The following is a 25,717-nucleotide window of genomic DNA, read 5'->3' as shown; positions in this document are numbered from 1 at the left end:
GTCTCCCCTCCCGCCCGTTCGTGCTGTCAGCGGAAAAGCTGGCTCAGATGGTCGTTGAGATAGATCCCCTGCGGGTCCAGCTTGCGGCGCAGTGCGCGAAACTCATTGGCGCGCGGATAGATTTCGGTCACGTCCTCGCCGGTCAGGAAATGCATTTTTCCCCAATGCGGCCGGGCGCCGTAATCGCGCAGGATGCGGTCCACCGCGCGCAGATAGTCCCAGTAGTCCTTTCCCGGCTCGCCCGAGACCGAGACGGTCACGCTGTCCTGCTGGTAAAACGGGCTCATCCATGCCTTGTCCCCGGCGGTAAAGCGGTATTCGACCGGATAGATCGCCTCGGGGAAGGATTCGAGCATCAGCCTGCGCACCGCCCGCATGGCATCCTTGCCGTGCTGACGCGGCACCGCATACTCCAGTTCGTGAAAGTTCGCGATATATTCAATGGGATACACGTCAGAGCTATAGGCGACCTTTTCAAACCCGGCCTCAAAGGGCTGATCATCCGAGATATCCATAACCTTCATCTCGCAGACATCGGTGGTGCGACCGGTCTTTGAGGTCGCCGAGGTGTCGGGCAGGCAATAGCAATGCCGGCTTTCCTCATAGGGGCACCAGAAAAAGCTGAAATGACGATGCTTTTCGGCCAGCTCGTCATGCATATCCATCGCGGCTTCGAAATCTTCGCGCCAGATCCTTTCGCGCAGGTTGTAGCTGTCGCGAAGTTGCAGCGTCATTTCCGAAATCGCGCCCAGCACCCCCAGCGACACGCGTGAGGCAAGCAGCAGGTCGGGCGTGCTTTCGTCAACCGTCAGGATCGAACCATCCGGTTGCACAAGTTTCATCCCGACGATTGCATCGGCAAGGACAGGCAGCCGCGCACCAGTGCCATGCGTACCGGTGGTCAGCGCCCCCGCCAGCGCCTGACTGTCGATATCACCCTGGTTGATCATCGACAGGCCCTCGGCCTTCAGCACCTTGACCAGCTCGTTGATCGTGGTGCCGGCGGCGGCGGTGACGCGGCGCTTGTCATGGTCGATATGTTTGACGCCCTTCATATTGGCCAGCGTCAGATGCAGACCGCTGGTCAGGGCGACGGGGGTAAAGCTATGGCCCGAACCCGCGACACGCACATTCATACCCTTGCCTGCAGCCTCGGCGATCAGGGCGCAAAGTTCATCCTCGCTTGTCGGGGCTGCGCGGGCGGCACGGACGCAGGATTGGTTGCCAACCCAGTTGCGCCAATGCGCATGGTCGAGCCCGAAATCGTTGACGGTCATTCCATGCGATGAGGTATGTGTCATCCTGTTGTTTCCCTGTCGTTTTTTGGTTCATATTGCGGTATAGGCATTGTCGGCAAAGATATGTGCGCCGTTCACAAAGCTTGAGTCGTCGCTCGCCAGGAACAGTGCCGCCTTGGCGACCTCATCAGGACGGCACAGCCGTCCCTGCGCCGCGGCAATCGCCTCTTCCGAGACATCGACGCCGTGTTGTTTCAGCAAGTCGATCTCGCGCAGGCCATGGGCGGTGGCGATAAAGCCCGGGCAGACGGCGTTCGAGCGGATGTTTCTGTCGCGGAACTCGACCGCAAGGGCACGGGCAAACATGTGGCAGGCGCCCTTGCTGGTGCAATAGAGCACCTCCATCGGCGTGCCGACCACTGCCGAGATCGACGAGGTACAGATCACGCTGCCTCCGCCCGCTGCGATCATGCCGGGCAGCACCGCCTTGGTGACGAGGAACATGCTTTTCACGTTCACCGCCATGATGCGGTCCCATTCTTCTTCGCTGGTCTCAAGAAAGGGCAGGGCGGCCAGAATGCCGGCGTGATTCATCAGGACGGTAATCGCGCCGAAAGCGGCTTCGACCGTTCCAACCGCGCGCTGCACCTGCGCCGCGTCCGAGACATCGGCGGGCGCAAAGATCGCCTCATACCCCTGATCACGCAGCTGCTGTGCCACGGCCTCACCCTGACTTTGCGGCAGATCGACGATGCCGACCTTTGCACCCTCGGCGGCGAAAAGCTCGGATGCGGCCAGCCCGCAGCCTCCGGCTCCTCCGGTGATCAGGGCAACCTTGCCTGTCAATCGTCGCGTCACATGATCCTCCTTGGCCGGGACTTGCCTGTCCGGCCTGTTTCTGCGTCAATAAAGCTTATGGGTCCGGCCTCCTCCTTGGCCGGATAGGGAGAGCCTAGGACGCCGGGGATGATTTTCCATATGGCGAAAGTTATACGCGCCGGGGCAGGCCGGTGATCGCAGAGCAATTTTCCGGTGCCGTTGCCGGCCTGATCGAAAAGGCGGGCGTTGCGGATTATGGCACGGCGCTGGACCGGCTGGCCTCTTGCGCGGCCGGTTTCGACATGAGCTGCGCCTTTGCCTTTAGTACCGGCCATGCGCCGGTGGTCATCCATGACGGTTATTCCGAAACGGTGGACCGGCGCGCGCTGCGCAGCTATCTGCGCGGGGCCTATCTGCTGGACCCGTTCTATCAGGCCAGCGTTTCGGCCGGGGCCGAGGGGCTATGGCGTATGCGCGAGCTGGCCCCGGACCAGTTCTATGATTCCGATTTCGCCTGGTCGCGCGAGGTCCATCCCTGCATCTCGGATGAGGCGGGCACGCTGGTCGAGGAAATCGGCTTTGTCATCCCGCTGCCCGACGGTTTCGGCGCGACCTATTCGCTGATGCGCAATCGCGGAGGCCAGCCCTTTGACGCGGCAGAGTTTCAGCGGTTGCGCGCCATGCTACCCATCCTTGCCGCCAGTCTGCGCCAGCATTGGGCGCTGATCTCTGGCGGGGCGGGTGGCATGGCGGGCCTGCCGGCGCGTCCGGTCGCCGAGCGGGTCTTTCATGAGGTTTTCGGAGATCAGCTGACGCCCGCGCAATATGCAGTGGCCAAGCTGATCCTGCGCGGCCACAGCAGCCTGTCGATTGCCGAAAACCTTGGCATCACCGAGGGCACGGTCAAGATTCACCGTTCAAACATCTATCGCCGGCTGGGGATCTCCAGTCAGGGCGAGCTGTTTCAGCGATTTATCAACCACCTTGCCGATTGAGCCTGCGTCCGTAAGCAGGGGCAGGGGACGGCCCGGGTGATCCGGACCGCCACGGCTGTTGTTCAGTCGATGATGGTCGCCTCGGTCGCTGCGCGAAGATCGGCCTCGCTGACGCCATCGGCCAGTTCGACCAGCTTCAGCCCGCCCGGCACCACGTCCAGCACACCGAGGTTGGTGATGATCCGGTCCACGACCCCTTTGCCGGTCAGGGGCAGGGTGCATTCGCGCAGCACCTTGGATTCACCGGCTTTGTTGGTGTGGTCCATCACGACGACCACGCGGCCGACCCCGGCGACGAGGTCCATCGCGCCGCCCATCCCCTTGACCAGCTTGCCGGGGATCATCCAGTTCGCCAGATCGCCGTTCTCGGCCACTTCCATCGCGCCAAGGATCGCCATGGCGATCTTGCCGCCACGGATCATCGCAAAGCTCTCGGTGCTGTCGAAATAGGCGGTTTGCGGCAGTTCGGTCACCGTCTGCTTGCCGGCGTTGATCAGATCGGGGTCCTCTTCGCCCTCATAGGGAAAGGGGCCGATCCCCAACATGCCGTTTTCCGATTGCAGCGTCACATGTACGCCTTCGGGAATAAAGTTCGCGACCAGTGTCGGAATGCCGATCCCAAGGTTCACATACCAGCCGTCCTGCAGCTCTTTTGCCGCGCGGGCAGCCATCTGGTTGCGGTCCCAGCCCTTGATTTCGCCGGCCATCACGCGGTCTCCTTCTTGCGAGTCGTGCGTTGCTCGATGCGTTTTTCGTGCTGGCCCTGAATCAGGCGGTGCACATAGATGCCGGGCAGGTGGATGTGGTCGGGGTCAAGGCTGCCGGTCGGCACGATTTCCTCGACCTCGCAGATGCAGATGCGGCCACATTTCGCCGCCGGCACGTTGAAGTTCCGCGCCGTCTTGCGAAAGATCACATTGCCCGACTCATCCGCTTTCCAGCCCTTGACGATGGCAAGGTCGGCGACGATTGCGTGTTCAAGGATATAGGTCTCGCCGTCAAATTCCTTATGCTCTTTGCCCTCGGCAACAACAGTGCCGACGCCAGTGCGGGTGTAGAAACCGGGAATGCCAGCGCCGCCGGCGCGCATGCGCTCGGCCAAGGTGCCCTGCGGGTTGAACTCAAGCTCCAGCTCGCCGGAAAGATACTGGCGCATGAACTCGGCATTCTCGCCGACATAGGATGAGATCATCTTGCGAATCTGCCGCGAATCCAATAGCTTACCGAGGCCAAACCCGTCCACGCCGCAGTTGTTGCTGGCAATCGTCAGGTCCTTGGTCCCGGCCTGCAAGATCGCCTCGATAAGCAGTTCAGGGATGCCGCAAAGCCCGAAACCGCCGGCCGCGATGAACATTCCGTCCTGCAATAACCCGTCCAGCGCCGCCGCCGCGCTGGGGTAAATCTTGTTTGATCCTGTCATGAGTGCGCCTCGATCCGTTGATCCTCCCGACGGGCGCGGATGGTTTCCTCCCCGTCAAGAAGAACCTGTCGCATGGACGGTTAATGCTCTATCCGTAGGAATACGTATATCGATAGGTATCCGCCCATGCAGCAGAAACCCCGCTGGCAGCACCTGGCCCGCGATTACGACAGTCTGGGCTTTCAGAATGCACCCGATGCGACGCTGGTGCTGGCCGAGCGGGTGATCGTCCGGGCCAGCATGATGGTCGAAAAGGTCTTTGGCTGGCGCCCGCAAGAGCTTGAGGGGCAATCCATGCGCTGCCTCTATCCCGGCGAGACGGATTTTGAGCTGGTGGGCGAGCGGGCGCGGCGCGCGATGCAAGAGCAGCCGTTTTATCATGATGAGCGCTTCATGCGCCGCAAGGAGGGGCAGATCGTCTGGATGGAGGGTCGGGGCCGGACCCTTGATCAAAACGATCCGCACCGGCTGGCGATCTGGACATACCGGCCGCTGGACCCGTCTTTGGACTCGGCCCTTGGCGCGGCAAGTCTGCTGACTGCGACTGAAAAGCGCATCGCCGGTTATCTGGTCAACGGCTTTACCAGCAAAGAGATCGCCAAGTCGTTGAACTGTTCGCCGCGCACGGTCGAAGTGCATCGGGCAAACATGATCCGCAAGATGGGCGTGAGGAACAGCTTCGAACTGGTCCGCAGGTTGCTGGACAACGGCACAGGATAAAGTAAACTCAGTAATTTACACGGGGAATGTAACACAATTTCGAGTTTCAGGAATGGATTTAACTTACATAATCTTGGTTATCAGGTAATTGCTGCCGGCAGGCATCGCAACGTCTGCGCGCCCTTCCGCGGTTTGACGGCGCCCCATCTCTCTGATGCGGGTCGCGGCGACCTTGCGGCCCGCGCAGGCTTCCCCTACATCATGGAGAACAGTGAAAGGACCAGCCATGGCGATGGAAGCCCAGGATATCGAAGCCCTGATCCGCGCTGCATTTCCGCACGCCAAGATCACCATCACCGACCTAGCCGGAGACGGAAATCACTATGCCGCAGAAGTGATCGACGAAAGCTTCCGCGGCCAGAACCGCGTGCAACAGCAACGCGCCGTCTACGCTGCGCTGCGCGGCCATATGGATGGCCCGAACGGCGCGCTGCATGCGCTTGCCCTGACCACGAAAGCCCCTGATTGAGAAGCAACCGCAGGCGTCGCGGCTATGCGACGCTTCAGGAAGGACCAGCAGAATGACCGATGCGCGCCAGCAGATTCAGGAAACGATCGACGCAAATGACGTCGTCCTGTTCATGAAAGGAACCAAGGAGATGCCGCAATGCGGCTTCTCAAGCCGCGTCGCCGGGGTGTTGAATTATATGAACGTCCAGTATCGGGACGTGAACGTCCTTGCTGACGAAGGTATCCGTCAGGGTATCAAGGACTTTTCCGACTGGCCGACGATTCCCCAGCTTTACGTCAAGGGCGAGTTTGTCGGCGGCTGCGACATCGTCACCGAAATGACCCTGTCGGGTGAGCTGGATCAGCTCTTTGACAAGGCCGGCGTCGTCTATGACAAGGATGCCGCCAACCGTATCCGCGAGGCGAACGCCTGACCGTGGGTCACCGGACCGCAAAAGGAAAAGACCCCGCACCCGCGGGGTCTTTTCCTTTCAAATCAGTATATTTTGGGCAAGATTTCAGGCGGTTCCTCGGGGGTCTTCGGGCCAGTCACCCTCTTCCTCCCATTCTTCGCCATTCTCTGCCTCGTCGCGATGGCGCCAGTCCTGCAGGCGCGAAGCCAGCGTCATGCCGACTGCAAAGGCGCCGATCAGTGGCACGATTGCCCCGATGCGCGATTGCGAGGCCTGCTTGGTCCGCTCGGCCGCCTGTTGCAGCATCTCGGCCGGCAGGCCAAGGCGGTCGGCGGCGGTCTCACCTGCCCTGCGTGCAGCGCCATACACCCGAGCCTCGGCCCTGTCGGCCAGCCGGTCGGCCTTATAGGAAAGATTGTCGGTAAAGGAATGGACGCGTTGCCCGGCCTGTTCCATCAGGCGGCCGACCTTGTCCGTCGCCCGGTCCATGGCCGCATCTGCCGCACCCGTCGCCTTGGCAACGGCTACATCGGCGGCCATCCTCAGCCGCTGTTCAACCTCGGCCTTCAGATCGTCGGTGGTGGGCAGCGGGTGGCGCTCCTTGCGGGCAATCAGCATCGCCACCAGCCCGATAAGGACAAAGGCGATCCCGAGGGTGAGCGAGGCGCCAAGCGCGCCCCAGCCCAGATGATATGCAAGCCAGGTCCACAAGGCCGCCAGCAGGAAGCCGGCGCCGATCAGCAGCGCGACCCCTGCCCCGGCGCTCAGACCGGCGCGGCGCAACTTGTCAGAGACGGCAAGTTGCAGGTTCCTGGTATAGTCAAACATCGGCTTCCTCAGCGGCGCGCAACGATCAGCCCCAGCAGGAAGCCGACACCGGCGGCGATCCCGAGAGCTTGCGCGGGATTGCGACGCACCATGCCCGAGAATTCGTCGTAATATTCCTCGGCATGAACGGCGACGTCCTGAGCGCGGCGCTGACCCTGACGATAAAGGCGGCGCGCCTCATCCCGTGCGCGTCCGGCATATTCGTGACCTTGCTCCCGTACGGCCTCGGCATATTCCGCGCCGCGGCGCCTGGCCGTCTCGACAAACTCTGCGCCCTTTTCGCGGGCAGTTTCATAAAGGTCCGCGCCATGCTCTTTTGCGCTTTCATAGGCTTCGCTCGCTTCGTCCGCGGCACGGCGGGCATGGCGGCCCACTTCGTCCGCAGCGTCGCGGGCCTGAGCTTTCAGTTCTTCGGCGGTAAGTTCACGTTTGGCCATGTCATCGTCCTTTCAAAGGGCTGCAACTGGTTTCGCAAAACCAACCGTTCAGCCCGGGAATTGTTCCCGGATCGCCTGCGACTTTTGGTCAAACTGTCTCACAGCACCGCGTCAAAAGCCGGGATCAGCCGGGCCAGCGTTCCCTCGACATCCTTGAGTTTATCAAGTCCGAACAAACCGATACGAAAGCTGCGGAACCCCTCGCCTTCGTTCACCTGCAAGGGGACGCCCGCCGCAATCTGATAGCCCTCGGCAAGAAAGCGGCGGCCGCTTTGAACCTCGGGATCATCAGTATAGCAGACCACGACGCCGGGCGCGGCAAAGCCCTCACCCGCGACCGAGCGTAGGCCGCGCCGTGCAAGCTCAGCCCGTACGGCATCGCCAAGCTGCCACTGGGCCTCGCGCGCGGCTTCAAAGCCGAACGCGCGCGTCTCGTTCATCGCATCGCGCAGACCCAGCAGGGCGTCGGTCGGCAGCGTAGCATGATAGGCATGGCCGCCCTGTTCATAAGCCTGCATGATCGCGCGCCATTTCTTGAGATCCAGCGCAAAGCTGTCGCTGACCGTCGTCTCCAGCCGTTCGATTGCGCGAGGCGACAGCATCACCATCCCCGCCGAGGGCGAAGCCGACCAGCCCTTTTGCGGGGCCGAGATCAGCACATCGACCCCGGTCGCCTTCATATCGACCCAGATCGCGCCCGAGGCGATGCAGTCCAGTACCATGATCGCGCCGGCCTCATGGGCGGCCTGGGCCAGCGCCTTGATATAATCGTCGGGCAGGATCATCCCTGCTGCGGTCTCGACATGGGGCGCAAAGACGGCATCGGGGCGGGCTTCGCGGATGCGGGCCACCACTTCTTCGATGGGTGCGGGTGCAAAGGGCGGCTGGGGCGTATTGCCTTGCGGCCGCGCCATCATCACCGTGGTCTGGCGGGCAAAGCCCCCTGCCTCCAAGATCTGGCTCCACCGATAGCTGAAAAAGCCGTTTCGCACGATCAGCGCATGGGCGTCGCGGCCAAACTGGCGGGCAACTGCCTCCATCGCGCAGGTGCCGCCGCCGGGAACCAGCGCCACGGCCTCGGCGCCATACACCTCGCGCAGCGTGGCAGAGATGTCGCGCATCACGCCCTGAAACTTCTGCGACATGTGGTTAAGCGAGCGGTCGGTAAAGACGACCGAGAATTCCTGCAACCCATCGGGGTCCACATCGGGGCGAAGTCCGGCCATGGCGGCGTCCTTTTCTGCTGATCCTTTGTGGCAAAGCCTAGCGCGGCGGCGGTCCGACAACCAGCCCTGCCAAGGGGGGATGCGACCATTGCGCCCTCTGCGCCCCGCAACGCGGTTCCGTGAGCCCCCTTGCCCGCCGCGCCGCGCCCGACTAGCTTTGGTCAGGACAATCGACAGGCCAATTATCATGCGTATCGGCATTCTCAAATGTGGCCAGTCGCCTCAGGAGCTTCGCGGCGACAAGGGCGACTATGACACCATGTTCGAGCGGCTCCTGGCTGGACGGGGCTTTGAATTTACCAGCTATCACGTGGAAAACATGGAATTTCCTGACAGCGTTCATGCTGCGCAAGGCTGGCTTTTGACCGGCTCGCGCCATGGCGTCTATGAGGATCATCCCTTTATCCCCCCGCTCGAAGAGTTCATCCGCAAGGCCTACGGCGAACATGTGCCTATGGTCGGCATCTGCTTTGGCCACCAGATTATCGCGCAGGCGCTTGGCGGAAAGGTGGTAAAGCACCCCGAAGGCTGGGCAGTCGGCGCACAGGATTATGACTTTAATGGGCAAAAGGTCACGTTGAACGCCTGGCATCAGGATCAGGTGGTGCACCGGCCCGAAGGTGCCGAGGTGCTGGCCAGCAACCCGTTTTGCGAAAACGCCGCGCTTGTCTATGACGACCGCGCGTTGACCGTGCAGGCACATCCCGAGTTTGACGACAGCTTTGTCGAGGGGCTGATTGCGCATCGCGCCAAAGGCACGGTGCCCGAGCCGCTGCTGGAACAGGCCCGCGCCCGCATGGGCGGCACCCGGCAATCGGCCAGCATCGCCGACCGGATCGAGGCATTTTTCAAGGCACCACGCGCTTACCGCGAACAGGTCAGGCAGGGGGCCGCATGAAATCGCATTGGATCGAAGAAACACCTCAGGCGGCTCAGGACTATGTTGCCGGGCGGCGGCTTGATGAGGTGGAATGTATCGTCGCCGATATCGCCGGCGTGGCGCGGGGCAAGGCAATGCCTGCCTCGAAATTCGCTCATCAAGAGCGTTTCTACCTGCCGAACTCGATCTTTTTGCAGACGATTACCGGCGATTGGGCCGACAACCCTTCGGGCGCGTTTACCGAGCCGGACATGATCCTGACCCCGGATTTCTCGACCGCAACCGCAGCGCCATGGACGGCGGATGTGACCTTGCAGGTCATTCATGACGTCTCGGACCAGTCTGGCAACCCGGTACCGATCGCGCCGCGCAACGTGCTTAAGCGGGTGGTCGATCTTTACCGCCAAAAAGGCTGGAAGCCGATCGTTGCGCCCGAGATGGAGTTTTTTCTGGTCGCGCGCAACATCGACCCGAACCAGCCGATCATGCCGCCCATGGGGCGCACAGGCCGCCGCGCCGCCGCCAAACAGGCCTATTCCATGTCGGCGGTGGACGAATACGGCAAGGTCATCGACGATATCTATGATTTTGCCGAGGCGCAGGGGTTCGAGATCGACGGCATCCTGCAGGAAGGCGGTGCCGGTCAGGTCGAGATCAATCTTAACCACGGCGATCCGGTGGTCCTCGCCGACCAGATCTTTTACTTCAAGCGCCTGATCCGCGAAGCGGCGCTGCGCCATGACTGTTTCGCGACCTTCATGGCCAAGCCCATCGAAGGTGAACCGGGCAGCGCCATGCACATTCACCATTCGGTGATCGCGACCAGTGACGGGTGCAATATCTTTTCGGACGAACAGGGACGCGAGACGCCGGCCTTTATGCATTTCATCGCTGGCATGCAAAAGCACCTGCCAGCGGCGATTGCGCTGCTGGCGCCCTATGTCAACAGTTATCGCCGCTATGTCCCTGATTTTGCTGCGCCAATTAACCTTGAATGGGGGCGCGACAACCGTACCACCGGCTTGCGGGTGCCGATCTCGAAACCCGAGGCACGGCGGGTCGAAAACCGGCTGGCAGGCATGGATTGCAACCCCTATCTTGGCCTCGCGGCCAGCCTTGCCTGCGGCTATCTGGGCCTGATCGAGGCCGAGAACCCGCGCGCAGAATGCCTGGGCGATGCCTATATGTCCGAAGATGAGCTGCCCTATAACCTTGGCGATGCGCTGGACCTGATGGAGGAAAGCGCCGCCATGCGCGAGGTGCTGGGGGCCGAATTCATAGCCGTTTATCAAGCCGTTAAACGCAATGAATACAAAGAGTTCCTGCAGGTCATCAGCCCATGGGAGCGTGAGCACCTGTTGCTGAACGTGTGATCCGGGGCCCGGCCCGCGCATCATCCGGGCCGGGGATGGCAAGGAACGGTAAGGGCGCAGGCCATGAACCTCTTGTTTTCGAACGACCGTCTCGGGGAATACCCCCCGAGCCTTTATGCCGAGACCCGGGACACCCTGCCCCCCTTTCCCGCACAACTGGGCGAAGAACGGGCCGATGTCGTGGTGGTCGGTGCAGGCTATACCGGCCTTTCGGCGGCCTTGCATTTGGCCGAGGCCGGGCGCGATGTCGTGGTGCTTGAGGCGCATCGCGTCGGCTTTGGCGCCTCGGGGCGCAATGGTGGCCAGATTGGTTCCGGCCAGCGGCTTGAGGTTGATGAGCTGGAAAGAATGGCCGGGCGCGAAGCGGCCCGCCGGCTTTGGGATATGGCCGAAGAGGCCAAACGCCTGACCCGCGACCTGGCCTCGCGCGCCGGGGTTCCGGTCGCCGATGGTATCGCCCATGCCTTTCGCAAACCAGCGGAATTCGATCATGCCCGCGCGATGATCGAGAGGCTTGCTCGCGACTATGGCTATGACCGGATCGAGCTGATGGAACGCGGGGCATTCCGTGCTTTAGTGCCTTCGGACCGCTATATCGCGGGCGAGCTTGATCACGGTGCGGGCCATCTGCACCCGCTTAACCTTGCCATCGGCATGGCGCGGCTGGCCGATGCCGCAGGGGCAAAAATCCGCGAGCTGAGCCATGTCCACCATATCCGCCATGCGATCCGGGCTGGCGAAAAGACCGTGGTTCAGACCGCCAGGGGCCGCGTGATCTGCGACCATGTGATTCTGGCCGCCAATGGCTATCTGGGCAACCTTGATAACCATGTCGCGGCCCGCGTCATGCCGATCAACAATTTCATCGTCGCGACCGAGCCCTTGGGCGCGCGTCAGGCCGGGGTCCTGACCCGCCCCATCGGCGTGCATGATACGAAATTCGTGGTGAATTACTGGCGGTTAGATACCGAAGGGCGACTGATCTTTGGCGGGGGCGAGAATGTCAGTTACCGTTTCCCCCCGGATATTGCCGCCAAGGTGCGCAAGCCGTTGCTTGAGATTTATCCCGACCTTGCTGATGTAAAGCTGACCCATGCCTGGGGCGGCACGCTGGCGATCACGATGAACCGTATGCCCTGCTTTGCCCGGCCAGCGCCGAATTGTCTTTCGGCCAGCGGCTATTCCGGGCACGGGCTGGCACTGGCGACGCTTGCTGGCAGGCTGATGGCCAAGGCAGTTCAGGGACAGAGCGAAGGTTTCGATACCATGGCTGCCCTGCCCTCGCCCCCCTTCCCCGGTGGGGCTGCGCTGCGCTGGCCGCTGCTTGTCGCGGGAATGAGTTGGTATTCCCTGCGCGACCGGCTGGGATTTTAGCTTTCCGGCCCAGACGGCTGTTTTTCAGCAGCGGCTTTTGTGGCCAGTTCAAGCTCGCGCCGGGCCTTAGCCCGGGCGATACGCTCGGCCATCTGTTTCGCGCGGTGACGGTGATAGGCGCGGATCAGCGGCACGGTCATGTAATGCGCCGCGACCGAAACGGCGAGCCCGGGCAGAATCCCCCCGACCGCATAGGGCAGAAAGATCTGTTCGTTGAACTGCTGCAATTGATCCCAATGGGCCGTGCGTTCGGCGCTCAGCGGGGCAAGCAGGTTGTTCCACAACTCGCTGCCTGCGCGGGTGAATTCGTCAAAGATCAGATGCGGGGTGAACTTGCCCTCAACCCCAAGCATCCAACGGCCAAGTCCGACCGAGGTTAGCGCGATAAAAGGAGTGGTCAGCGGGTTGCCGACAAAGGTCCCCAACAAAGCGGCAAGGATATTGCCGCGGATCAGCCAGGCCAACGCCGCCGCGCCCATGAAGTGAAAGCCGAAAAAGGGCGTGAACGAAATGAAGATCCCACAGGCCCAGCCGCGCGCCACGCGATGCGGCTGGTCCGGCAAACGCCGCAACCGGTGCAGCACATATTTCGACGCCCGCCGCCAGCCAGAGCGTGGATAGAACATTTCGGTCCACATCTGAGCATAGCTCAGCGGCTTGCGTCTTTTGAACATGTGGGCCGGGCCTCAGGTCACGTTTTCAGGTGACATGGGCCAAGGGGTCCCGGATGCGCGAGACCTGTGCCACGTCGCTTTCGGCATCAAGCGCAGTCAGCAGTGCGTGCAGGTGCTCCCTGTCGCGCAGCTCGACCTCGATGCGCAGGCGATAGAAATCTGGCTTGCGATCGACGAATTCCAGATCCGAGATATTCGCCCCCTGTATCCCGATCAGCGTGCAGATACGCCCCAGAACCCCGGCGTCATGGCGGATGGTCAGGGACAGCATGGTCGAATAGGCGGCCGGGTGCTGGCCTTCGCGCCAGTGCAGATCTACCCAGCGTTCGGGGCTTTCTTCGAATTCCGCCAGCACCGGACAGTCGATGGCGTGGATCACCACCCCCTTGCCGCGATAGGTGATGCCGACGATCCGCTCACCCGGCAGGGGGTTGCAGCACGGCGCGCGGGTGAATTCCTGATCGGCCTCCAGCCCGGCAACGGCGCGCCTGGCGTCGATTTCGCTGCGCTTTTCGGCAAGCTCGGGGTAAAGCGTGGTCAGTACGTCATGGGCCGAAATCTCGGCGCTGCCAATGCGTGCCAGCAACTCATCAGTATCGGGCAGCGCCATGGTCTTGGCTGCGGTGCGCAGCGCCTTGTCGCTGACTTTGCGGCCGACATGCTCAAACGCCACCCGCACCAGTTCCGAGCCAAGGCGGATAAAGCGCGTCCGGTCCTCTTGCCGCAGGCTGCGCCGGATTGCGGCCTTGGCGCGGCCGGTGACGACAATATCCAGCCAGGTTGCCTGTGGCCGTTGACCCGAGGCGGCGATGATCTCGACCGATTGCCCGTTCTTGAGCCGGGTCCACAGCGGCACCCGGATGCCATCCACCTTGGCGCCGACGCAGGACGAGCCAAGCCGCGTATGGATCGCATAGGCAAAGTCCAGCGGCGTTGCGCCCTTTGGCAGCGGGATCACATCCCCCTTGGGCGAGAAGCAGAAAACCTGATCGGAATACATTTCGAGCTTAACATGCTCGAGGAATTCGTCGTGATCCTCTTCGCCGAAACGCTCGGTCAGGCTGGCAATCCACTCGCCCGGATCGACGGCAAAGGGGTTTGCGGTGCGCACGCCGTCCCGATAGGCCCAATGGGCGGCGACGCCGGCCTCGGCGACTTCATGCATCTGGCGGGTGCGGATCTGCACCTCGACCCGCTTGCCATCGCGCCCCGATACGGTGGTGTGGATCGAGCGATAGCCGTTTGCCTTGGGCTGGCTGATGTAATCCTTGAACCGCCCCGGCACGGCACGCCAGCGGTGGTGGATCACGCCAAGGGTGCGATAGCAGTCCGCTTCGGTCCGGGTGATGATACGGAACCCATAGATATCTGACAGGCGCGAAAAGCTGAGCTGCTTTTCCTGCATCTTGCGCCAGATGCTGAAGGGCTTTTTGGCACGGCCGTAGACATCGGCCTCGATCCCCTCGCGCTCAAGCTCGGCGCGGATATCGGCGGTAATCTTGGGGATGATATCGCCGCTTTCGCGCTGCAGGCTGACAAAGCGACGGATGATCGAGTTGCGGGCTTCGGGATTGATGACCTTGAAGGCAAGGTCCTCAAGCTCTTCGCGCATCCATTGCATACCCATACGCCCAGCCAGAGGCGCAAAGATATCCATGGTTTCGCGCGCCTTTTGCAGCTGCTTTTCTGCGCGCATATGCTTGATGGTGCGCATGTTGTGCAGGCGGTCGGCCAGCTTGATAAGGATCACGCGAAGATCGCGCGACATCGCCATGAAAAGCTTGCGAAAGTTTTCGGCCTGTTTGGAATGCGCGCCGGAAAGTTCGAGGTTGGTCAGTTTGGTGACGCCATCGACCAGATCGGCGATTTCGCGTCCAAAGATCTGCGCCACCTCATTCCAGGTCGAGCGCGTATCCTCGATCGTGTCATGCAAAAGTGCGGTGATGATGGTGGCATCATCAAGCCGCATCTCGGTCAGAATGGCGGCCACCGCGACCGGATGGGTAAAATAGGGTTCGCCTGAATGGCGGAACTGGCCTTCGTGCATGCGGCGCCCATACTCGTAGGCGTCACGGACCAGTTCGGCATTGGTTCGCGGGTTGTAATTGCGGATAAGTGCAATGAGGTCTTCGACGTCGATCATGATGTGCCGAAGACCCTTTGCGTCAGTTTCTGCCCTGAGCTTCCAGCATCATGCGCAGCATGCGCTCTTCCGATTCTTCGTCGGCGGGTTTCGGGCGGTCCATTTCAACACCCAGCAGCAGCGCCATCGCGTCTTCTTCGGGCTCATCGACCTCGATCTGGGTCTGATGACCTTCGATCATGCGCTCACGCAGCTCGTCCACGGGCTGGGTTTCATCGGCAATCTCGCGCAGGGCGACGACGGGGTTCTTGTCGTTGTCGCGATCAATGGTCAGAGGGCTACCCGACGCGATTTCGCGCGCGCGATGGGCTGCCAGCATCACCAGGTCAAAACGGTTCGGAACCTTGTCGACGCAATCTTCGACTGTAACGCGGGCCATCGGTCACCTTATCAGCTGGAATCGGGGTGCAGGGGCGGAGCCGGATATTTGGGCCTTGACGACGGAAATGTCAAGAACTTGCCGGCACCATCCTCCTCAGCGCCCCGGGAGGCAGGGCAGCAAGCATTTGCGCGACAGTAAGGCGCAGGCGCGGGTGCATCCAGTCGGGGGCCACCTCGGCCAAAGGCACCAACACAAAGCCGCGATCCTGCAGACGGGGGTGCGGCAGGATCAGCCGGTCGGGTGCACGCAAAGGTTGTTCTGCGGGGGGCAGGCTGCGCCACTCATCCTGCCCTGCCGCATCAGGCAGAACCATGTCCCCGACGGCGATCAGATCAAGGTCGATTCCCCGCGCCTGCCAGCGCCCGCCATCACGCGTCCGGCCCAGCTCTGCCTCGATCCCGTGCAGGTGGGCAAGCAGCTCGTCGGGTGGCAGCGGACAGTGAAAAGCCATCGCTGCGTTCACGTAATCGGGACCAGAACCTGACGGCACAGCGGGCGTTTGCCAGAATCGACTGATGGACACCGGCACAACTTGTGGTAAGTTCAGGACCTTATTCAGCGCGAATTTCAAGCTGTCACCGGGCGCCCCTACCGAGCTGGGAAGGTTTGCACCCAGTGCCACAAGAACTAAGTTCGTGTTTCTAGTAGAGTTATGGTTCATTTCGGGGGCATCGTGTTTTACAAGGATGACCGGCTGGCGTTGTTCATCGACGGGTCGAATCTTTATGCTGCGGCAAAGTCGCTGGGCTTTGACATTGATTATAAGCTGCTGCGGCAGGAGTTCGAGCGGCGGGGTAAGCTTGTCCGTGCCTATTATTACACGGCCCTGCTGGAGAATGATGATTACTCACCGATTCGCCCCCTGGTTGATTGGCTGCATTACAACGGCTATTCCATGGTGACGAAACCTGCGCGCGAGTATATCGACGGGCTGGGTCGCCGCAAGGTCAAGGGCAACATGGATGTCGAGCTGGTCGTGAACGCCATGGAACTGGCGCCCCGGCTTGATCATGCCGTGCTGTTTTCAGGCGATGGCGATTTTCGCCCGCTGGTCGAGGCGTTGCAACGTCAGGGTGTTCGGGTCTCGGTTGTGTCGACCATGCGCAGCCAACCCCCGATGATTGCCGATGAACTGCGCCGTCAGGCCGACAATTTCATCGAACTGGATGCGCTGCGCGACATCATCGGCCGGCCGCCGCGCGAAACTGCTGCCACAGAAGACTAAGCCCCCCAGAAAAACCGCTTTTGTGGCGGGGCATCACCGCCCTGCCCTAGCGTTCGGTCAGTTTCAGCTCAATCCGGCGGTTCTGGGCACGGGCCTCGGCCGTGTCGCCCTGAGCCACCGGGCGGGTATCGGCAAAGCCTGCAGGGGCAAGGCGATTTGCCGGAAAGCCAAGGTCATCGACCAGATAGCGCACCACCGCCAGCGCGCGCGCCTGACTCAGTTCCCAGTTATCGCGGTAGCGTCCCAGCCCGGATAGCGGCACATTGTCGGTATGGCCGTCCACGCGGATCATCCAGTCAATCTCGGTCGGGATTTCATTCGCGATCTGGCGCAGCATCTCGGCGACGCGCGTGACCTGAGTGCGGCCATCAGGCGAAAGCGTGGCCTCGCCCGGCGCAAACAGCACCTCTGAGGAAAAGACAAAACGGTCGCCCACCACCTGCACACCCTCGCGCCCTGCAAGGATCTGTGACAGCCGGCCAAAGAATTCCGAGCGGTAGCGTGCCAGATCTTTGGCCTCTTCCTCGGCCTTGGTGCGGGCCTCTTCTTCAAGGGCGCGGCGCTTGCGTTCCTCTTCGGCAGCGCGCAGCAGCGCCACATTCAGCTGCCGACCCAGATCCCCGGCGCGCAGATCGGCTTCGCGGCGCTCTTCGCCCGTGGCCTCAAGCACAGCGCGCAGGCTGCCAAGCTGTTCGTTCAACTGGGCCACCTGCCGGTTCAGCGCCTCCATACGGCGGCGATCCTCGACCGACAGCGCCTCTTGTTCCGAGAGTTTCTGACGCGCAAGGTTCAGCAGCCCCGCCTGTTTCTCGGCCTCGCTTGCCTGAGTTGCGACCTGTTCGCCAAGCTCTTTGCGCGCGACCTCAGCGGCGGCAAGCAGCGTCAGGGTTTCCTCGGCCTTTTTGCGCGCGGCTTCAAGTTCCAGTGTCGCGGCGTCAAGCTCGGTCTCTGACTTTGCCAGCCGCTCGCGCAGGGCTGCGACGGCGGCGGCATCGGCAAGCCGCGCGGCTTCGGTCGCGTCCAGTTTCTCCTGCGTCTCTGAGCTTTTTTGGCGCAGATCCGCGACCAATGCTTCAAGCGCCTCTCGCCGGGCGGCGGCAAGCCTTGCTGTCTCGGCCTGGGCGTCAAGCTCGGCCCGGGCGCTGGCGACTGCCTGTTCGGACTGCCGCAGCCGTGCACGCTCGGCGCTGAGGTCACGGTCAAGCGAGTCGGCGCGCGCTTGTGAGGTCGAAAGCGCGTCGGTCAGTTCCGCCACCTGACGGCCAAGCTGGTCCAGTTCGCTGTCCTGCGTGGTGATCTGTTCGCGCAACACCGATTGCACCAGCAGAAAGATGGTCAGAACGAACATCATGACCATCAGCAGCGCGGTCATAGCATCGACGAAACCCGGCCAGATGTTGGCCGAGAAGCGGTTGCCGTTGCCCCGGCTAAGTCCCATCGCCGCGCTCCAGATTGCGGATGGCGCGGGTCAGTGCGGCCAGATCGCTACGCAGCTCCGCTATCAGCCCGTCGCGACCGCTGGCGGCCTCTTCGACCAGCCGGCCCAGTTGCACGTCTATCGAGCGCAACCGCATCCGTGCCTCGGGATCGTCGACGGCGGTGGTTCTCGGGGGCGCGCGGCCGGTATCGGCCTGTTCCGGCAGGCGGCTTTGCCCCTCGGCCAGGCGTTCCAGCGCCTGGCTCAGTGTCGCCATACGCCCAGCCATGGCAGAGGATGTTTCGTTGGAGCTCTCGATAAGGGTGATCAGCCGCGACTGCTCGCCAATCAGACGTTCAAGGCTCGATTGCAGGGCCGTTTCATCGGGGGCACCCGCCTCGGCAAGGGCGATCAACCGCGCCTGCCCATCGGCGAGACGCTCAAGCGCGGGCAACAGGGCCGGATCGTGGCACGGAGCCTCGAACAGTTTCGCCTGCCCCTCGTTTAGCCCCACTATCGCGCGCTCAACCCCGGCAAGTGCTTGCGCCGCGGTCTCGCGTTCCGCGGCAAGGGTGGCGCTAAGCTGGTCGCGGTCAGAGCCCAGCAGCCCTGTCAGTCGCTCGACCTCTTGTGCCAGCGCGAGCGAGCGGCGATCAGCGGCCGAGGCCTCCTGATCGCGCAATTCGTCGCGCTGGTGGTAAAACTGCTGCAACCCGGTCAGCTGCGTCTCGAACCGTTCAAGGAAACTGACAAGGGCGGCCTCGCCGAGACTTTGCCCCTCGGTCCCACCCAGGCCGATGCGGGTAAAGCCCGACATCCATTCCTCAAGCTCGCGGTAAAAGCGGTTCTGGCCATGGGTGACAAACAGCTCAAGCAGCCCGACGACCAAAGAACCCGCCAGCCCAAGAAGCGAGCTGGAAAAGGCTGTGCCCATGCCGCCAAGCTGCGACTCAAGCCCGGTCATCAGCTTGTTAAAGACCTCGATCCCCGTCTCGCCTTCCTTAGGGGCAAGGGCGCGGATGGTATCGACCACTGCCGGGACCGTGGTGGCAAGTCCGTAGAAAGTCCCAAGAAGACCAAGGAAAATCAGCAGGTTGGCAAGGTAGCGGGTGATATCGCGCACCTCGTCGATGCGTGTGCCCACCGATTCGAGGATCGAGCGTGACGATTCGGTCGAAATCACCCCGCCAACCGGCCCGCGTTGCCCCAGCAGCGATGCCAAAGGGGCGAGCAGGCGCGGCGCGTCATCCGGGCCTTCGGGGTCCTGCGTCTCGACCCCCTTGCCGGTCGCATTGCGGCGGCGGGCGGCAAACCGCTCGATCCAGCTGACCGATTTGACCAGCTCGGCCACCTGCCAGAAGCACCCGAGCACGCCCATGACAAAGACGGCAAGGATGACCCCGTTCAGATATTCATTCGAGTGAAAGATAGATACGATCCGGCCATAGGCGAACCATGCCCCGGCGACGACCAGCGCCAGCACGATCAGCATCAGCAGGATCTGTCGCACCGGCTGCGAGAAATGCGGCTGCGCGGGACCGCCGGTTGCTTCGCCGGTCCTCCGCGTCGCGGCCAGCCGGGCAGCGCGGGCGCGGCGGGTTTCGGCGGGCGTCTCTTCGGGCGGTTCGGCGTCGGTGCGGGACAAGTTCGACCCCCTTGCTGCGTTCGGCTCGACTGTAGAATCCGCAATCGCGGCTGCCAAGCGCCACGAAGGGCGGGCCATACTATTCCCGGCGCGGCTGAAGCAGATCGCGGACGTTGCGAACCAGCTCCTCCATCGCGCGGTCCTTGATTCCCATCTGCTCAAGATGGCGGGCGGTGTTGAACAGGTAATCGGCATTCGGCCCGCGCCCGCCATGTGCGCGGGCGATGATCCGGGCCTGTTCCTGCAGGTCAATTACGCCGGCATATTGGTCGTGATCGCGGCGGATCACATAAGTGACAGCCTCGACCCGCCTGCCATCATCAAGTGCAAGCGGCAGGGTCAGTTCGGCATAGGCATTGGTCGTCAGTTCGCGGGCGCGCAGACCGGCAAGGGTTTCGTCCCAGTCCGGCTCGGCCACGCGCAGTGCCAGGCCCCGGCAATGGGCGCCCGGTTCGGCGTCCAGGCCAAGGACCAGCCCGGGCACATCGACCGTACCGCGATAAACCACCGAAAGCAGACAGAAACTGCGGGCATAGCCCTCAAGCCGGCCCGGCATCATCTCGGCTACCGGAAAGCCCGGGTCCCACATCAGTGAGCCATAGGCAAAGACCCAATGCTCCGGCCGTTCACCCATTCTTTACCCCCGATGTGCTAGATCGTTCTGGAGGAAAAGACTTAGGACAGGCTGGCCGGCGTTCCAAGATGCCGGTTTGCGATGAGGATCAGGATGCGCCGACTGCTTGTCATTCTTGCCCTGTCTGCCCTGATCCTGGGCGGAATCTGGCTGGGCGGGGAAACATTGCTGGCCCGTCAGCTTGAACAGGTGGCGGCCGAGCAGCCGTCGGTCGAGCTGGGCGGTACCCGCGAACTGCGCGAGGCTGGGCGGATTGGCGTGCGGGTATCCGATCTGAGACTCCGCACGGCATCCGGGACGGTGGACCTGCCCTGGGCTGATCTGTGGCTGAACCCGCTGCGCCTGACAGAGATGCGGCTGACCCTGCCGCCGCAAGTGGCGCTTGACCCCGGCGCCGGGCCGCTGGAACTGGGGCTTGCTGACGCATCGGCGCGGCTGAGCGTCAAGCCGTTGCAGGGGTTCGGGGTTGGCTCGGTCGGGCTGACTTCTGGTCCGGTGTCAGTTGATGGCGCTGAATTAGCCAAGTCCCTTCAGGCCGATGCCCGGCTGACCAAGGTCGGGCAGGATGCGCCGCAGGGCACGGCTGCCACCTATGATCTGGACCTGCGCCTTGCAGAGCTGGAGCCCGGATTTGCCGCTCTCCAGTCTCTTCCCGGCCGGTTAAGCCTGAACGCAGCGGGCAAGATCTGGCTCGACGCCCTGCCCGCACCGGCAAGTCTGGCGGCGGGTCCTGAACCTCTGCCACTCGGGCTGCGGCTGGATTCTGCCGATATTCAGCTGGGTAAATTACGGATGCGGGTGATGGGCAGAATCGTGGCTGATGATCAGGGTTATGCGGCGGGACAGATCGCGCTTTACACAGCAGATGCCGAGCCGCTGTTGCAGGTGGCCGCAGATGCCGGGCTGATCTCGCCAAAGGCCGTCGTGCTGGCTGGTACGATATTGAAAAACATCGCCACCCTGCCCCTGCCCGACGAGGACGGTTTTCAGTTTCCCCCGGCGAATCAGGGTGAACTGCGCCTGCCCCTGACCCTTTCTGGTGGCAAGATGAGCCTTGGCCCGGTGCCGTTGGGCCCCGCCCCGGTCTTTCCGCGCCGCTAGGGCACGCTTCAGGATTTTCCGAGGGGCTCGGTCAGGCTGCGGCCGAAGTCCGGGGCGGCAGTGTCCTGCCCGGCCTCGATGATGCCGCGGCGAATGGCCCGGGTGCGGGTAAAGTAGTCATGCAGATGCGCCCCGTCGCCCATGCGGATCGCGCGCTGCAGAACGAACAGCTCTTCGGTAAAGCGGCCAAGGATGTCCAGAACCGCATCCTTGTTTTGCAGAAACACATCGCGCCACATGGTCGGGTCTGATGCGGCAATGCGGGTGAAATCCCGAAAGCCCGCGGCGGAATATTTGATCACTTCGCTTTCAGTGATGCGCTTGAGGTGATCGGCGACACCAACCATCGTATAGGCTATCAGGTGCGGGGTGTGGCTGGTCACTGCCAGCACCAGATCGTGATGGGCGGCGTCCATTTCCTCGACATTGGCGCCCATGGTGCGGATCAGCATCGCAAGCCGTTCGACCGCTGCCGGCTCGCTGCCCCCGACTGGGGTCAGCAGCCACCAGCGGTTGCGAAACAGGGTCGCAAAGCCCGAACGCGGGCCGGAATGTTCGGTCCCTGCCAGCGGGTGGCCGGGGATGAAATGTACGCCGGCGGGGATATGGGGTGCGACGGCCTCGATCACCGCCTGCTTGACCGAGCCGACATCGGTTACGGTCGCACCCGGCTTCAGATGCGGTGCGATTTCGGCGGCGACAGCGCCCATCACGCCGACAGGCACAGCCAGCACGATCAGATCGGCGTCCTGCACCGCCTCGGCTGCGGTTTCGGTAATGCGGTCAACCAGTCCGATTTCCCGCGCAATGTCACGGGTTTCGGCACTGCGGGCATGGCCGACGATTTCGCCCGCCAGCCCGGCTTTGCGCATGGCAAGCGACATCGACCCGGCGATCAGCCCCAGCCCGATCAGCGCGACGCGGTCGTAGACAACGGTGCCCATCAGCCCCTCTCCGCGCGTTCAGACATGAACTGGCCGATGACATGGGCGACCCGGCGGCATGAGGCCTCGTCCCCGATGGTGATACGCAGGCAATGCGGCAGCCCATAGCCCGCCACGCGGCGCACGATCAGGCCCTGCGCCTTGAGGTATTCGTCGCAAGCCCCCGCGGTGTCGGCATCGGCAAAGCGTGCGAGCAGGAAGTTCGCACAGGAGGTGTCCGAGGGCACACCTTTTTCAGCCAGTGCCTCGGCCAGCCACGCGCGCAGCCTGGTGTTTTCGGACTGGCAGCGGGCGATATGTTCGCGGTCGCGCACGGCCGCCTCGGCCCCTTCCAGCGCAACATTCGAAAGGTTGAAGGGACCGCGAATGCGATTGAGCACGTCGATGATTTCGCGTGGGCCATAGCCCCAGCCAACCCGCAGTCCGCCCAGACCGTAGATTTTGGAAAACGTCCGGGTCATGAAAACGTTGGGCAAGCGGGTCGCCAGTTCGGCGCCGCCGTCATAACCCTCGACATACTCAGCATATGCAGCGTCGATCACCAGGATCGCATGTGGTACCGCGCGGGCCAGCCGCTCAAGTTCCGGCAGGCCGATCATCGTGCCGGTGGGGTTGTTCGGGTTTGCGATAAAGATCAGCCGCGTGCGCTCGGTCGCGCCGGCGATCAGCGCGTCGACATCGGTGACCCGGTCGCGTTCGCGCACCTGCACCGGTGCCGCGCCCGCCGCGTGGGCCGAAATGCGATACATCAGGAACCCATGTTCGGTGAACAGAACCTCGGTTCCGGGCCCGGCATATGCCTGGCAAAGGAAATGGATGATCTCGTCTGACCCGACGCCGCAGATGATGCGGTCGGGATCAAGCCCGTGAACCTCGCCGATTGCGGCGCGCAGCCCGGCGTGATCGGTGTTTGGGTAACGGTGCAGCGAATGGGCGGCGCGGATCACCGCCTCGCGCGCCTTTTCGGACGGGCCAAAGGGGTTTTCGTTCGAGGAAAGCTTCACGACATTCTCGACCCCCGCCACCTTTGAGGCCCCGCCTTCGTAAAGCGAGATCTCCATGATGCCGGGTTGCGGAGCGATGGTCGGCTGGTTCTGCGACATGACGGCCCTCTTGCAAGCCCGGGTGTCTTAGCGCCCGGCGCAGGGCTTGGAAAGGCTTACCGCGACGGTCGGGCGACGACGTCCTGGAAATATATGCGCAAGGCGGCGGCTTTGCCCGGTCCGGTCCTGGAAAGGTGCAATCGGCTGCCGTCACTCGGCGGCAAGCGCCTTTTCAAGCTCGGGCAGGAAGCGGTTGGCGTAATCCTCACGCACCAGAGGGCCAGCGTGGCGGTAAAGGATGCGACCGTTGCCGTCGATGATAAAGGTCTCGGGTGGTGCGGTCACACCCCAGTCGATTGCCACCCGCCCGCGTGGATCAGTGGCAAGCGCCTTATAGGGATCGCCATGTTCGGACAGAAAGCCAAGCGCGGCCCGCTCGGGATCCTTAAGGTCGACGCCATAGACCGGCAGGCGCTTGGAAAGCTCGGTCAGGGTCGGGTGTTCGGCGCGGCAAGGGGGGCACCAGCTTGCCCAGAAGTTCACAATCTTGACCCCCGGCTGACGCAGCATTTCGTCAGTCAGCCGGGTCTTGCCGGGCAGCGTCGTTTCTCCGACCGACGGAGCCTCGCGTCCGGCAAGGGCTGTGGGCAGCACATTTGGGTTGTCGCGCATCAGCGACCATCCGGCCAAGGCAGCAAAGCCGGCGAAAACCACCACCGGAACCAGCATCAACGGAGAAAACTTAGCCACGGCGTTCATGCTCCTCAAGCGCGCGGCGGGCTCGGGCATTGGCCAGCACGGTCTGGACGATAAGTGCGGCCAGCAACACGAGGCTGGCACCATAGGCGGTCAGCACAGTCGAGGCGTATTTGCCAAGTTCGGTCATGTACGGTTCTCCCTTGCCAGCAGCGCGGCCAGCCGGCGGCGGCGGATCTCGGTCCGGGTGCGGATCAGCAAAAGCGCCAGAAACAGCAGGAAAAACCCTGCCATGGTCAGATAAAGCGGGTAGCGATAGACCGCCGACATCCGTTCGCCCGGCGCGAGGGACAGTGAAGCGCCCTGATGCAGACCCTGATTCCAGAAGTTGACCGCATAGCGTGAAAGCAGCGCAAAGACCGAACCGACAAGGCACAGAACTCCGGTCAGGTCGGCGGCGCTGTCGGGATTCTCGACCGCCTCCCACAGGGCCATATAGCCCAGATAGAACAGAAAGAGGATCAGGAACGAGGTCAGGCGCGGGTCCCATTCCCACCAGGTTCCCCACATGGGCTGGCCCCAGACCGCCCCGGTGATCAGTGCGATCAATGTCATTACCGCGCCAACCGGTGCGGCCGCCTTGGCGGCAAGCGCACTGACATGATGGCGGCGGATCAGCCAGATCAGCGAGGTGACCAGCATCATCAGCCAGATGTTGATCGCCATCAGTGCTGCCGGCACGTGCAGGAAGATGATTTTGACCGTCGCGCCCTGCTTGTAATCCTGCGGCGTCAGAAAGCCCCAGATCAGCCCGGCAATGGTGCAGATCGCTGCCCCGGCCACCACCCATGGCAGGGCTGCGCCCGAAGTGCGCATGAACTTGACAGGGTTGGCATATTCCCAGATCGACATGGCTTCTCCCTAGCCCGTGCTCGGTTTTCGCTCAAGTGCGCTTAGGTCGCAGTCACGCCGCTCTTACCGCAGGTTGACGCGCAATGCGGCAGCAGCGGCGAAAGGCACCAGTGCCAGCACGAAAAGCGTAATCGCGGCCAGAAAGACCAGAGCCGTCATCGGGTCTGCCCCTGCGACACCGCGCCGCACCGCTTCGGCGCCGAATATCAGTGTCGGTACATAAAGGGGCAGGACCAGCAGTGACAGAAGCAGCCCACCGCGCCGCAGCCCGACCGTCACCGCTGCGCCAAAGACGCCCAGCATCGACAGCGCCGGAGTGCCGAGGATCAGGGACGCGACCAGCCAGGGATAGGCCGGCCCGGGCAGGTGCAACAGCAGGCCAAAGACCGGTGCCGACAGCGCAAGCGGCAGGCCGGTAACCAGCCAATGCGCCAGCGCCTTGATCGCGACCATCCCCTCCATCGGCAGGGGGGCCGTGGCAAGCAGATCAAGGCTGCCATCATCGTGATCAAGCGCAAAGATACGGTCCAGCGACAGAAGGCATGACAGCAGCGCCCCCACCCACAGGATCCCCGGGGCGATCCGGGACAGCTGCCCGCCCTCGGGTCCGACCCCAAAGGGGACCAACGTGCAGACGATCAGAAAGAACGCAAGCGCAAGGCCAAAGCCCCCACCGGCGCGGGTGGCCAGCCGCAGATCGCGGATCAACAGCGCCATCATCGCCCGGT

28 protein-coding genes and 1 pseudogene are annotated in these 25,717 nt (G+C 62.7%); 9 read left to right on the top strand and 20 right to left on the bottom strand.

Annotated elements, in window-relative coordinates:
• Nucleotides 1-26: 26 nt before the first annotated feature.
• Together M511_RS04235 and M511_RS04230 are read right to left on the bottom strand one after the other, a co-directional pair.
• On the bottom strand, nt 27-1,301 hold the full coding sequence (locus M511_RS04235) for a D-arabinono-1,4-lactone oxidase (RefSeq protein ID WP_050804161.1): 1,275 nt from the start codon (nt 1,299-1,301) through the stop codon (nt 27-29).
• A 27-nt stretch (nt 1,302-1,328) separates the two neighbouring features.
• Nucleotides 1,329-2,096 (bottom strand): SDR family NAD(P)-dependent oxidoreductase, encoded by a 768-nt coding sequence (locus M511_RS04230; protein WP_085501443.1) that lies wholly within the window; start codon nt 2,094-2,096, stop codon nt 1,329-1,331.
• 152 nt (nt 2,097-2,248) lie between these two features.
• Here M511_RS04230 and M511_RS04225 point away from each other — a divergent pair, with 152 nt between their 5' ends.
• A complete protein-coding gene (locus M511_RS04225; protein ID WP_085501442.1) occupies nt 2,249-3,052 on the top strand; it encodes a helix-turn-helix transcriptional regulator in 804 nt (267 codons plus the stop codon).
• Between the two features lie 62 nt (nt 3,053-3,114).
• On the opposite strand, the gene M511_RS04220 is transcribed toward M511_RS04225, so the two are convergent.
• A complete protein-coding gene (locus tag M511_RS04220; RefSeq protein WP_085501441.1) occupies nt 3,115-3,759 on the bottom strand; it encodes a 3-oxoacid CoA-transferase subunit B in 645 nt (214 codons plus the stop codon).
• A complete protein-coding gene (locus M511_RS04215; protein ID WP_085501440.1) occupies nt 3,759-4,472 on the bottom strand; it encodes a CoA transferase subunit A in 714 nt (237 codons plus the stop codon). The genes M511_RS04220 and M511_RS04215 overlap by 1 nt, the downstream gene beginning before the upstream one ends.
• A gap of 126 nt (nt 4,473-4,598) precedes the next feature.
• On the opposite strand from M511_RS04215, the gene M511_RS04210 reads away from it, so the two are divergent.
• From M511_RS04210 to grxD, 3 genes are all read left to right on the top strand, one after another.
• A complete protein-coding gene (locus M511_RS04210) occupies nt 4,599-5,192 on the top strand; it encodes a helix-turn-helix transcriptional regulator (protein WP_010393917.1) in 594 nt (197 codons plus the stop codon).
• A 226-nt stretch (nt 5,193-5,418) separates the two neighbouring features.
• Nucleotides 5,419-5,661 (top strand): BolA/IbaG family iron-sulfur metabolism protein, encoded by a 243-nt coding sequence (locus tag M511_RS04205; protein WP_010393912.1) that lies wholly within the window; start codon nt 5,419-5,421, stop codon nt 5,659-5,661.
• A 52-nt stretch (nt 5,662-5,713) separates the two neighbouring features.
• Complete coding sequence (gene grxD / locus M511_RS04200; protein WP_010393910.1) at nt 5,714-6,076, top strand: Grx4 family monothiol glutaredoxin; 363 nt, start codon at nt 5,714-5,716, stop codon at nt 6,074-6,076.
• 84 nt (nt 6,077-6,160) lie between these two features.
• Here the strand turns inward: grxD and M511_RS04195 are convergent, their stop codons facing one another.
• The 3 genes from M511_RS04195 to M511_RS04185 form a co-directional block, all read right to left on the bottom strand.
• The gene (locus tag M511_RS04195) at nt 6,161-6,883 is read right to left on the bottom strand and encodes a phage holin family protein (RefSeq protein ID WP_085501439.1); all 723 of its coding nucleotides are present in this window, start codon (nt 6,881-6,883) and stop codon (nt 6,161-6,163) included.
• Between the two features lie 8 nt (nt 6,884-6,891).
• Nucleotides 6,892-7,320, bottom strand: coding sequence for an ElaB/YgaM/YqjD family protein (locus M511_RS04190; RefSeq protein ID WP_010393906.1), 429 nt, complete (start codon nt 7,318-7,320; stop codon nt 6,892-6,894).
• 98 nt (nt 7,321-7,418) lie between these two features.
• The gene (locus M511_RS04185; RefSeq protein WP_010393905.1) at nt 7,419-8,546 is read right to left on the bottom strand and encodes an aminotransferase class V-fold PLP-dependent enzyme; all 1,128 of its coding nucleotides are present in this window, start codon (nt 8,544-8,546) and stop codon (nt 7,419-7,421) included.
• 187 nt (nt 8,547-8,733) lie between these two features.
• Between M511_RS04185 and M511_RS04180 the strand changes: the two genes are divergently transcribed.
• The 3 genes from M511_RS04180 to M511_RS04170 all read left to right on the top strand — a co-directional run bounded on the left by M511_RS04180 (nt 8,734) and on the right by M511_RS04170 (nt 12,173).
• Complete coding sequence (locus M511_RS04180) at nt 8,734-9,444, top strand: type 1 glutamine amidotransferase (RefSeq protein ID WP_010393902.1); 711 nt, start codon at nt 8,734-8,736, stop codon at nt 9,442-9,444.
• A complete protein-coding gene (locus M511_RS04175) occupies nt 9,441-10,799 on the top strand; it encodes a glutamine synthetase family protein (RefSeq protein WP_010393899.1) in 1,359 nt (452 codons plus the stop codon). Before M511_RS04180 ends, M511_RS04175 begins: the two co-directional genes overlap by 4 nt.
• A gap of 63 nt (nt 10,800-10,862) precedes the next feature.
• Nucleotides 10,863-12,173: an NAD(P)/FAD-dependent oxidoreductase gene (locus M511_RS04170; RefSeq protein ID WP_085501438.1), complete on the top strand. Its 1,311-nt coding sequence runs from the start codon at nt 10,863-10,865 to the stop codon at nt 12,171-12,173.
• Here the strand turns inward: M511_RS04170 and M511_RS04165 are convergent.
• From M511_RS04165 to folK, 4 genes are all read right to left on the bottom strand, one after another.
• Nucleotides 12,170-12,847, bottom strand: coding sequence for a DUF2062 domain-containing protein (locus M511_RS04165; protein ID WP_010393894.1), 678 nt, complete (start codon nt 12,845-12,847; stop codon nt 12,170-12,172). The two genes, M511_RS04170 and M511_RS04165, sit on opposite strands and share 4 nt — an antisense overlap.
• A 25-nt stretch (nt 12,848-12,872) precedes the next feature.
• Complete coding sequence (locus tag M511_RS04160; protein WP_085501437.1) at nt 12,873-14,990, bottom strand: RelA/SpoT family protein; 2,118 nt, start codon at nt 14,988-14,990, stop codon at nt 12,873-12,875.
• Between the two features lie 22 nt (nt 14,991-15,012).
• The gene (gene rpoZ, locus M511_RS04155) at nt 15,013-15,369 is read right to left on the bottom strand and encodes a DNA-directed RNA polymerase subunit omega (RefSeq protein WP_010393890.1); all 357 of its coding nucleotides are present in this window, start codon (nt 15,367-15,369) and stop codon (nt 15,013-15,015) included.
• A 70-nt stretch (nt 15,370-15,439) separates the two neighbouring features.
• Nucleotides 15,440-16,033, bottom strand: a complete 594-nt coding sequence (folK, locus tag M511_RS04150; RefSeq protein WP_085501436.1) for a 2-amino-4-hydroxy-6-hydroxymethyldihydropteridine diphosphokinase — start codon at nt 16,031-16,033, stop codon at nt 15,440-15,442.
• Nucleotides 16,034-16,045: 12 nt separating this feature from the next.
• Here folK and M511_RS04145 point away from each other — a divergent pair, with 12 nt between their 5' ends.
• Nucleotides 16,046-16,597: a LabA-like NYN domain-containing protein gene (locus tag M511_RS04145; RefSeq protein WP_029371569.1), complete on the top strand. Its 552-nt coding sequence runs from the start codon at nt 16,046-16,048 to the stop codon at nt 16,595-16,597.
• A 46-nt stretch (nt 16,598-16,643) separates the two neighbouring features.
• On the opposite strand, the gene M511_RS04140 is transcribed toward M511_RS04145, so the two are convergent.
• The 3 genes and pseudogenes from M511_RS04140 to M511_RS04130 form a co-directional block, all read right to left on the bottom strand.
• The gene (locus M511_RS04140) at nt 16,644-18,035 is read right to left on the bottom strand and encodes a peptidoglycan -binding protein (RefSeq protein ID WP_010393884.1); all 1,392 of its coding nucleotides are present in this window, start codon (nt 18,033-18,035) and stop codon (nt 16,644-16,646) included.
• A gap of 697 nt (nt 18,036-18,732) precedes the next feature.
• A pseudogene (locus M511_RS19635) lies at nt 18,733-19,506 on the bottom strand (hypothetical protein); the annotation flags it as partial.
• Between the two features lie 232 nt (nt 19,507-19,738).
• On the bottom strand, nt 19,739-20,293 hold the full coding sequence (locus M511_RS04130; RefSeq protein WP_010393879.1) for a gamma-glutamylcyclotransferase: 555 nt from the start codon (nt 20,291-20,293) through the stop codon (nt 19,739-19,741).
• A 93-nt stretch (nt 20,294-20,386) separates the two neighbouring features.
• Between M511_RS04130 and M511_RS04125 the strand changes: the two genes are divergently transcribed.
• Nucleotides 20,387-21,394, top strand: coding sequence for a DUF2125 domain-containing protein (locus M511_RS04125; RefSeq protein WP_010393877.1), 1,008 nt, complete (start codon nt 20,387-20,389; stop codon nt 21,392-21,394).
• A gap of 8 nt (nt 21,395-21,402) precedes the next feature.
• Here the strand turns inward: M511_RS04125 and M511_RS04120 are convergent, their stop codons facing one another.
• The 6 genes from M511_RS04120 to ccmB all read right to left on the bottom strand — a co-directional run bounded on the left by M511_RS04120 (nt 21,403) and on the right by ccmB (nt 25,709).
• The gene (locus M511_RS04120; RefSeq protein ID WP_085501434.1) at nt 21,403-22,338 is read right to left on the bottom strand and encodes a prephenate/arogenate dehydrogenase family protein; all 936 of its coding nucleotides are present in this window, start codon (nt 22,336-22,338) and stop codon (nt 21,403-21,405) included.
• Complete coding sequence (gene hisC, locus M511_RS04115) at nt 22,338-23,441, bottom strand: histidinol-phosphate transaminase (protein ID WP_085501433.1); 1,104 nt, start codon at nt 23,439-23,441, stop codon at nt 22,338-22,340. The genes M511_RS04120 and hisC overlap by 1 nt, the downstream gene beginning before the upstream one ends.
• A 150-nt stretch (nt 23,442-23,591) precedes the next feature.
• Nucleotides 23,592-24,110: a DsbE family thiol:disulfide interchange protein gene (locus M511_RS04110; protein WP_085501432.1), complete on the bottom strand. Its 519-nt coding sequence runs from the start codon at nt 24,108-24,110 to the stop codon at nt 23,592-23,594.
• 13 nt (nt 24,111-24,123) lie between these two features.
• Complete coding sequence (gene ccmD, locus M511_RS04105; protein ID WP_010393867.1) at nt 24,124-24,267, bottom strand: heme exporter protein CcmD; 144 nt, start codon at nt 24,265-24,267, stop codon at nt 24,124-24,126.
• Nucleotides 24,264-24,989, bottom strand: a complete 726-nt coding sequence (locus M511_RS04100) for a heme ABC transporter permease (protein ID WP_010393865.1) — start codon at nt 24,987-24,989, stop codon at nt 24,264-24,266. The genes ccmD and M511_RS04100 overlap by 4 nt, the downstream gene beginning before the upstream one ends.
• Before the next feature lie 63 nt (nt 24,990-25,052).
• Nucleotides 25,053-25,709 carry a heme exporter protein CcmB gene (gene ccmB, locus M511_RS04095; protein WP_010393862.1) on the bottom strand — a complete coding sequence of 219 codons (657 nt, stop codon included), beginning with the start codon at nt 25,707-25,709 and terminating at the stop codon, nt 25,053-25,055.
• Nucleotides 25,710-25,717: the final 8 nt, after the last annotated feature.

The organism is Paracoccus sp. J56, assembly GCF_019633685.1.
Lineage (GTDB): Bacteria > Pseudomonadota > Alphaproteobacteria > Rhodobacterales > Rhodobacteraceae > Paracoccus > Paracoccus kondratievae.
This window is presented reverse-complemented; position numbering and strand designations above follow the sequence as displayed.

Bases quoted from the DNA above. Each gene is read 5' to 3' on its own strand.
- M511_RS04235 (WP_050804161.1), bottom strand. From the start codon at position 1,301: ATGACACATACCTCATCGCATGGAATGACCGTCAACGATTTCGGGCTC.
- M511_RS04220 (WP_085501441.1), bottom strand. From the start codon at position 3,759: ATGGCCGGCGAAATCAAGGGCTGGGACCGCAACCAGATGGCTGCCCGC.
- M511_RS04215 (WP_085501440.1), bottom strand. From the start codon at position 4,472: ATGACAGGATCAAACAAGATTTACCCCAGCGCGGCGGCGGCGCTGGAC.
- M511_RS04210 (WP_010393917.1), top strand. From the start codon at position 4,599: ATGCAGCAGAAACCCCGCTGGCAGCACCTGGCCCGCGATTACGACAGT.
- M511_RS04205 (WP_010393912.1), top strand. From the start codon at position 5,419: ATGGCGATGGAAGCCCAGGATATCGAAGCCCTGATCCGCGCTGCATTT.
- grxD (WP_010393910.1), top strand. From the start codon at position 5,714: ATGACCGATGCGCGCCAGCAGATTCAGGAAACGATCGACGCAAATGAC.
- M511_RS04195 (WP_085501439.1), bottom strand. From the start codon at position 6,883: ATGTTTGACTATACCAGGAACCTGCAACTTGCCGTCTCTGACAAGTTG.
- M511_RS04190 (WP_010393906.1), bottom strand. From the start codon at position 7,320: ATGGCCAAACGTGAACTTACCGCCGAAGAACTGAAAGCTCAGGCCCGC.
- M511_RS04185 (WP_010393905.1), bottom strand. From the start codon at position 8,546: ATGGCCGGACTTCGCCCCGATGTGGACCCCGATGGGTTGCAGGAATTC.
- M511_RS04180 (WP_010393902.1), top strand. From the start codon at position 8,734: ATGCGTATCGGCATTCTCAAATGTGGCCAGTCGCCTCAGGAGCTTCGC.
- M511_RS04175 (WP_010393899.1), top strand. From the start codon at position 9,441: ATGAAATCGCATTGGATCGAAGAAACACCTCAGGCGGCTCAGGACTAT.
- M511_RS04170 (WP_085501438.1), top strand. From the start codon at position 10,863: ATGAACCTCTTGTTTTCGAACGACCGTCTCGGGGAATACCCCCCGAGC.
- M511_RS04165 (WP_010393894.1), bottom strand. From the start codon at position 12,847: ATGTTCAAAAGACGCAAGCCGCTGAGCTATGCTCAGATGTGGACCGAA.
- M511_RS04160 (WP_085501437.1), bottom strand. From the start codon at position 14,990: ATGATCGACGTCGAAGACCTCATTGCACTTATCCGCAATTACAACCCG.
- rpoZ (WP_010393890.1), bottom strand. From the start codon at position 15,369: ATGGCCCGCGTTACAGTCGAAGATTGCGTCGACAAGGTTCCGAACCGT.
- folK (WP_085501436.1), bottom strand. From the start codon at position 16,033: ATGAACCATAACTCTACTAGAAACACGAACTTAGTTCTTGTGGCACTG.
- M511_RS04140 (WP_010393884.1), bottom strand. From the start codon at position 18,035: ATGGGACTTAGCCGGGGCAACGGCAACCGCTTCTCGGCCAACATCTGG.
- M511_RS04130 (WP_010393879.1), bottom strand. From the start codon at position 20,293: ATGGGTGAACGGCCGGAGCATTGGGTCTTTGCCTATGGCTCACTGATG.
- M511_RS04125 (WP_010393877.1), top strand. From the start codon at position 20,387: ATGCGCCGACTGCTTGTCATTCTTGCCCTGTCTGCCCTGATCCTGGGC.
- M511_RS04120 (WP_085501434.1), bottom strand. From the start codon at position 22,338: ATGGGCACCGTTGTCTACGACCGCGTCGCGCTGATCGGGCTGGGGCTG.
- hisC (WP_085501433.1), bottom strand. From the start codon at position 23,441: ATGTCGCAGAACCAGCCGACCATCGCTCCGCAACCCGGCATCATGGAG.
- M511_RS04110 (WP_085501432.1), bottom strand. From the start codon at position 24,110: ATGCTGGTTCCGGTGGTGGTTTTCGCCGGCTTTGCTGCCTTGGCCGGA.
- ccmD (WP_010393867.1), bottom strand. From the start codon at position 24,267: ATGACCGAACTTGGCAAATACGCCTCGACTGTGCTGACCGCCTATGGT.
- M511_RS04100 (WP_010393865.1), bottom strand. From the start codon at position 24,989: ATGTCGATCTGGGAATATGCCAACCCTGTCAAGTTCATGCGCACTTCG.
- ccmB (WP_010393862.1), bottom strand. From the start codon at position 25,709: ATGATGGCGCTGTTGATCCGCGATCTGCGGCTGGCCACCCGCGCCGGT.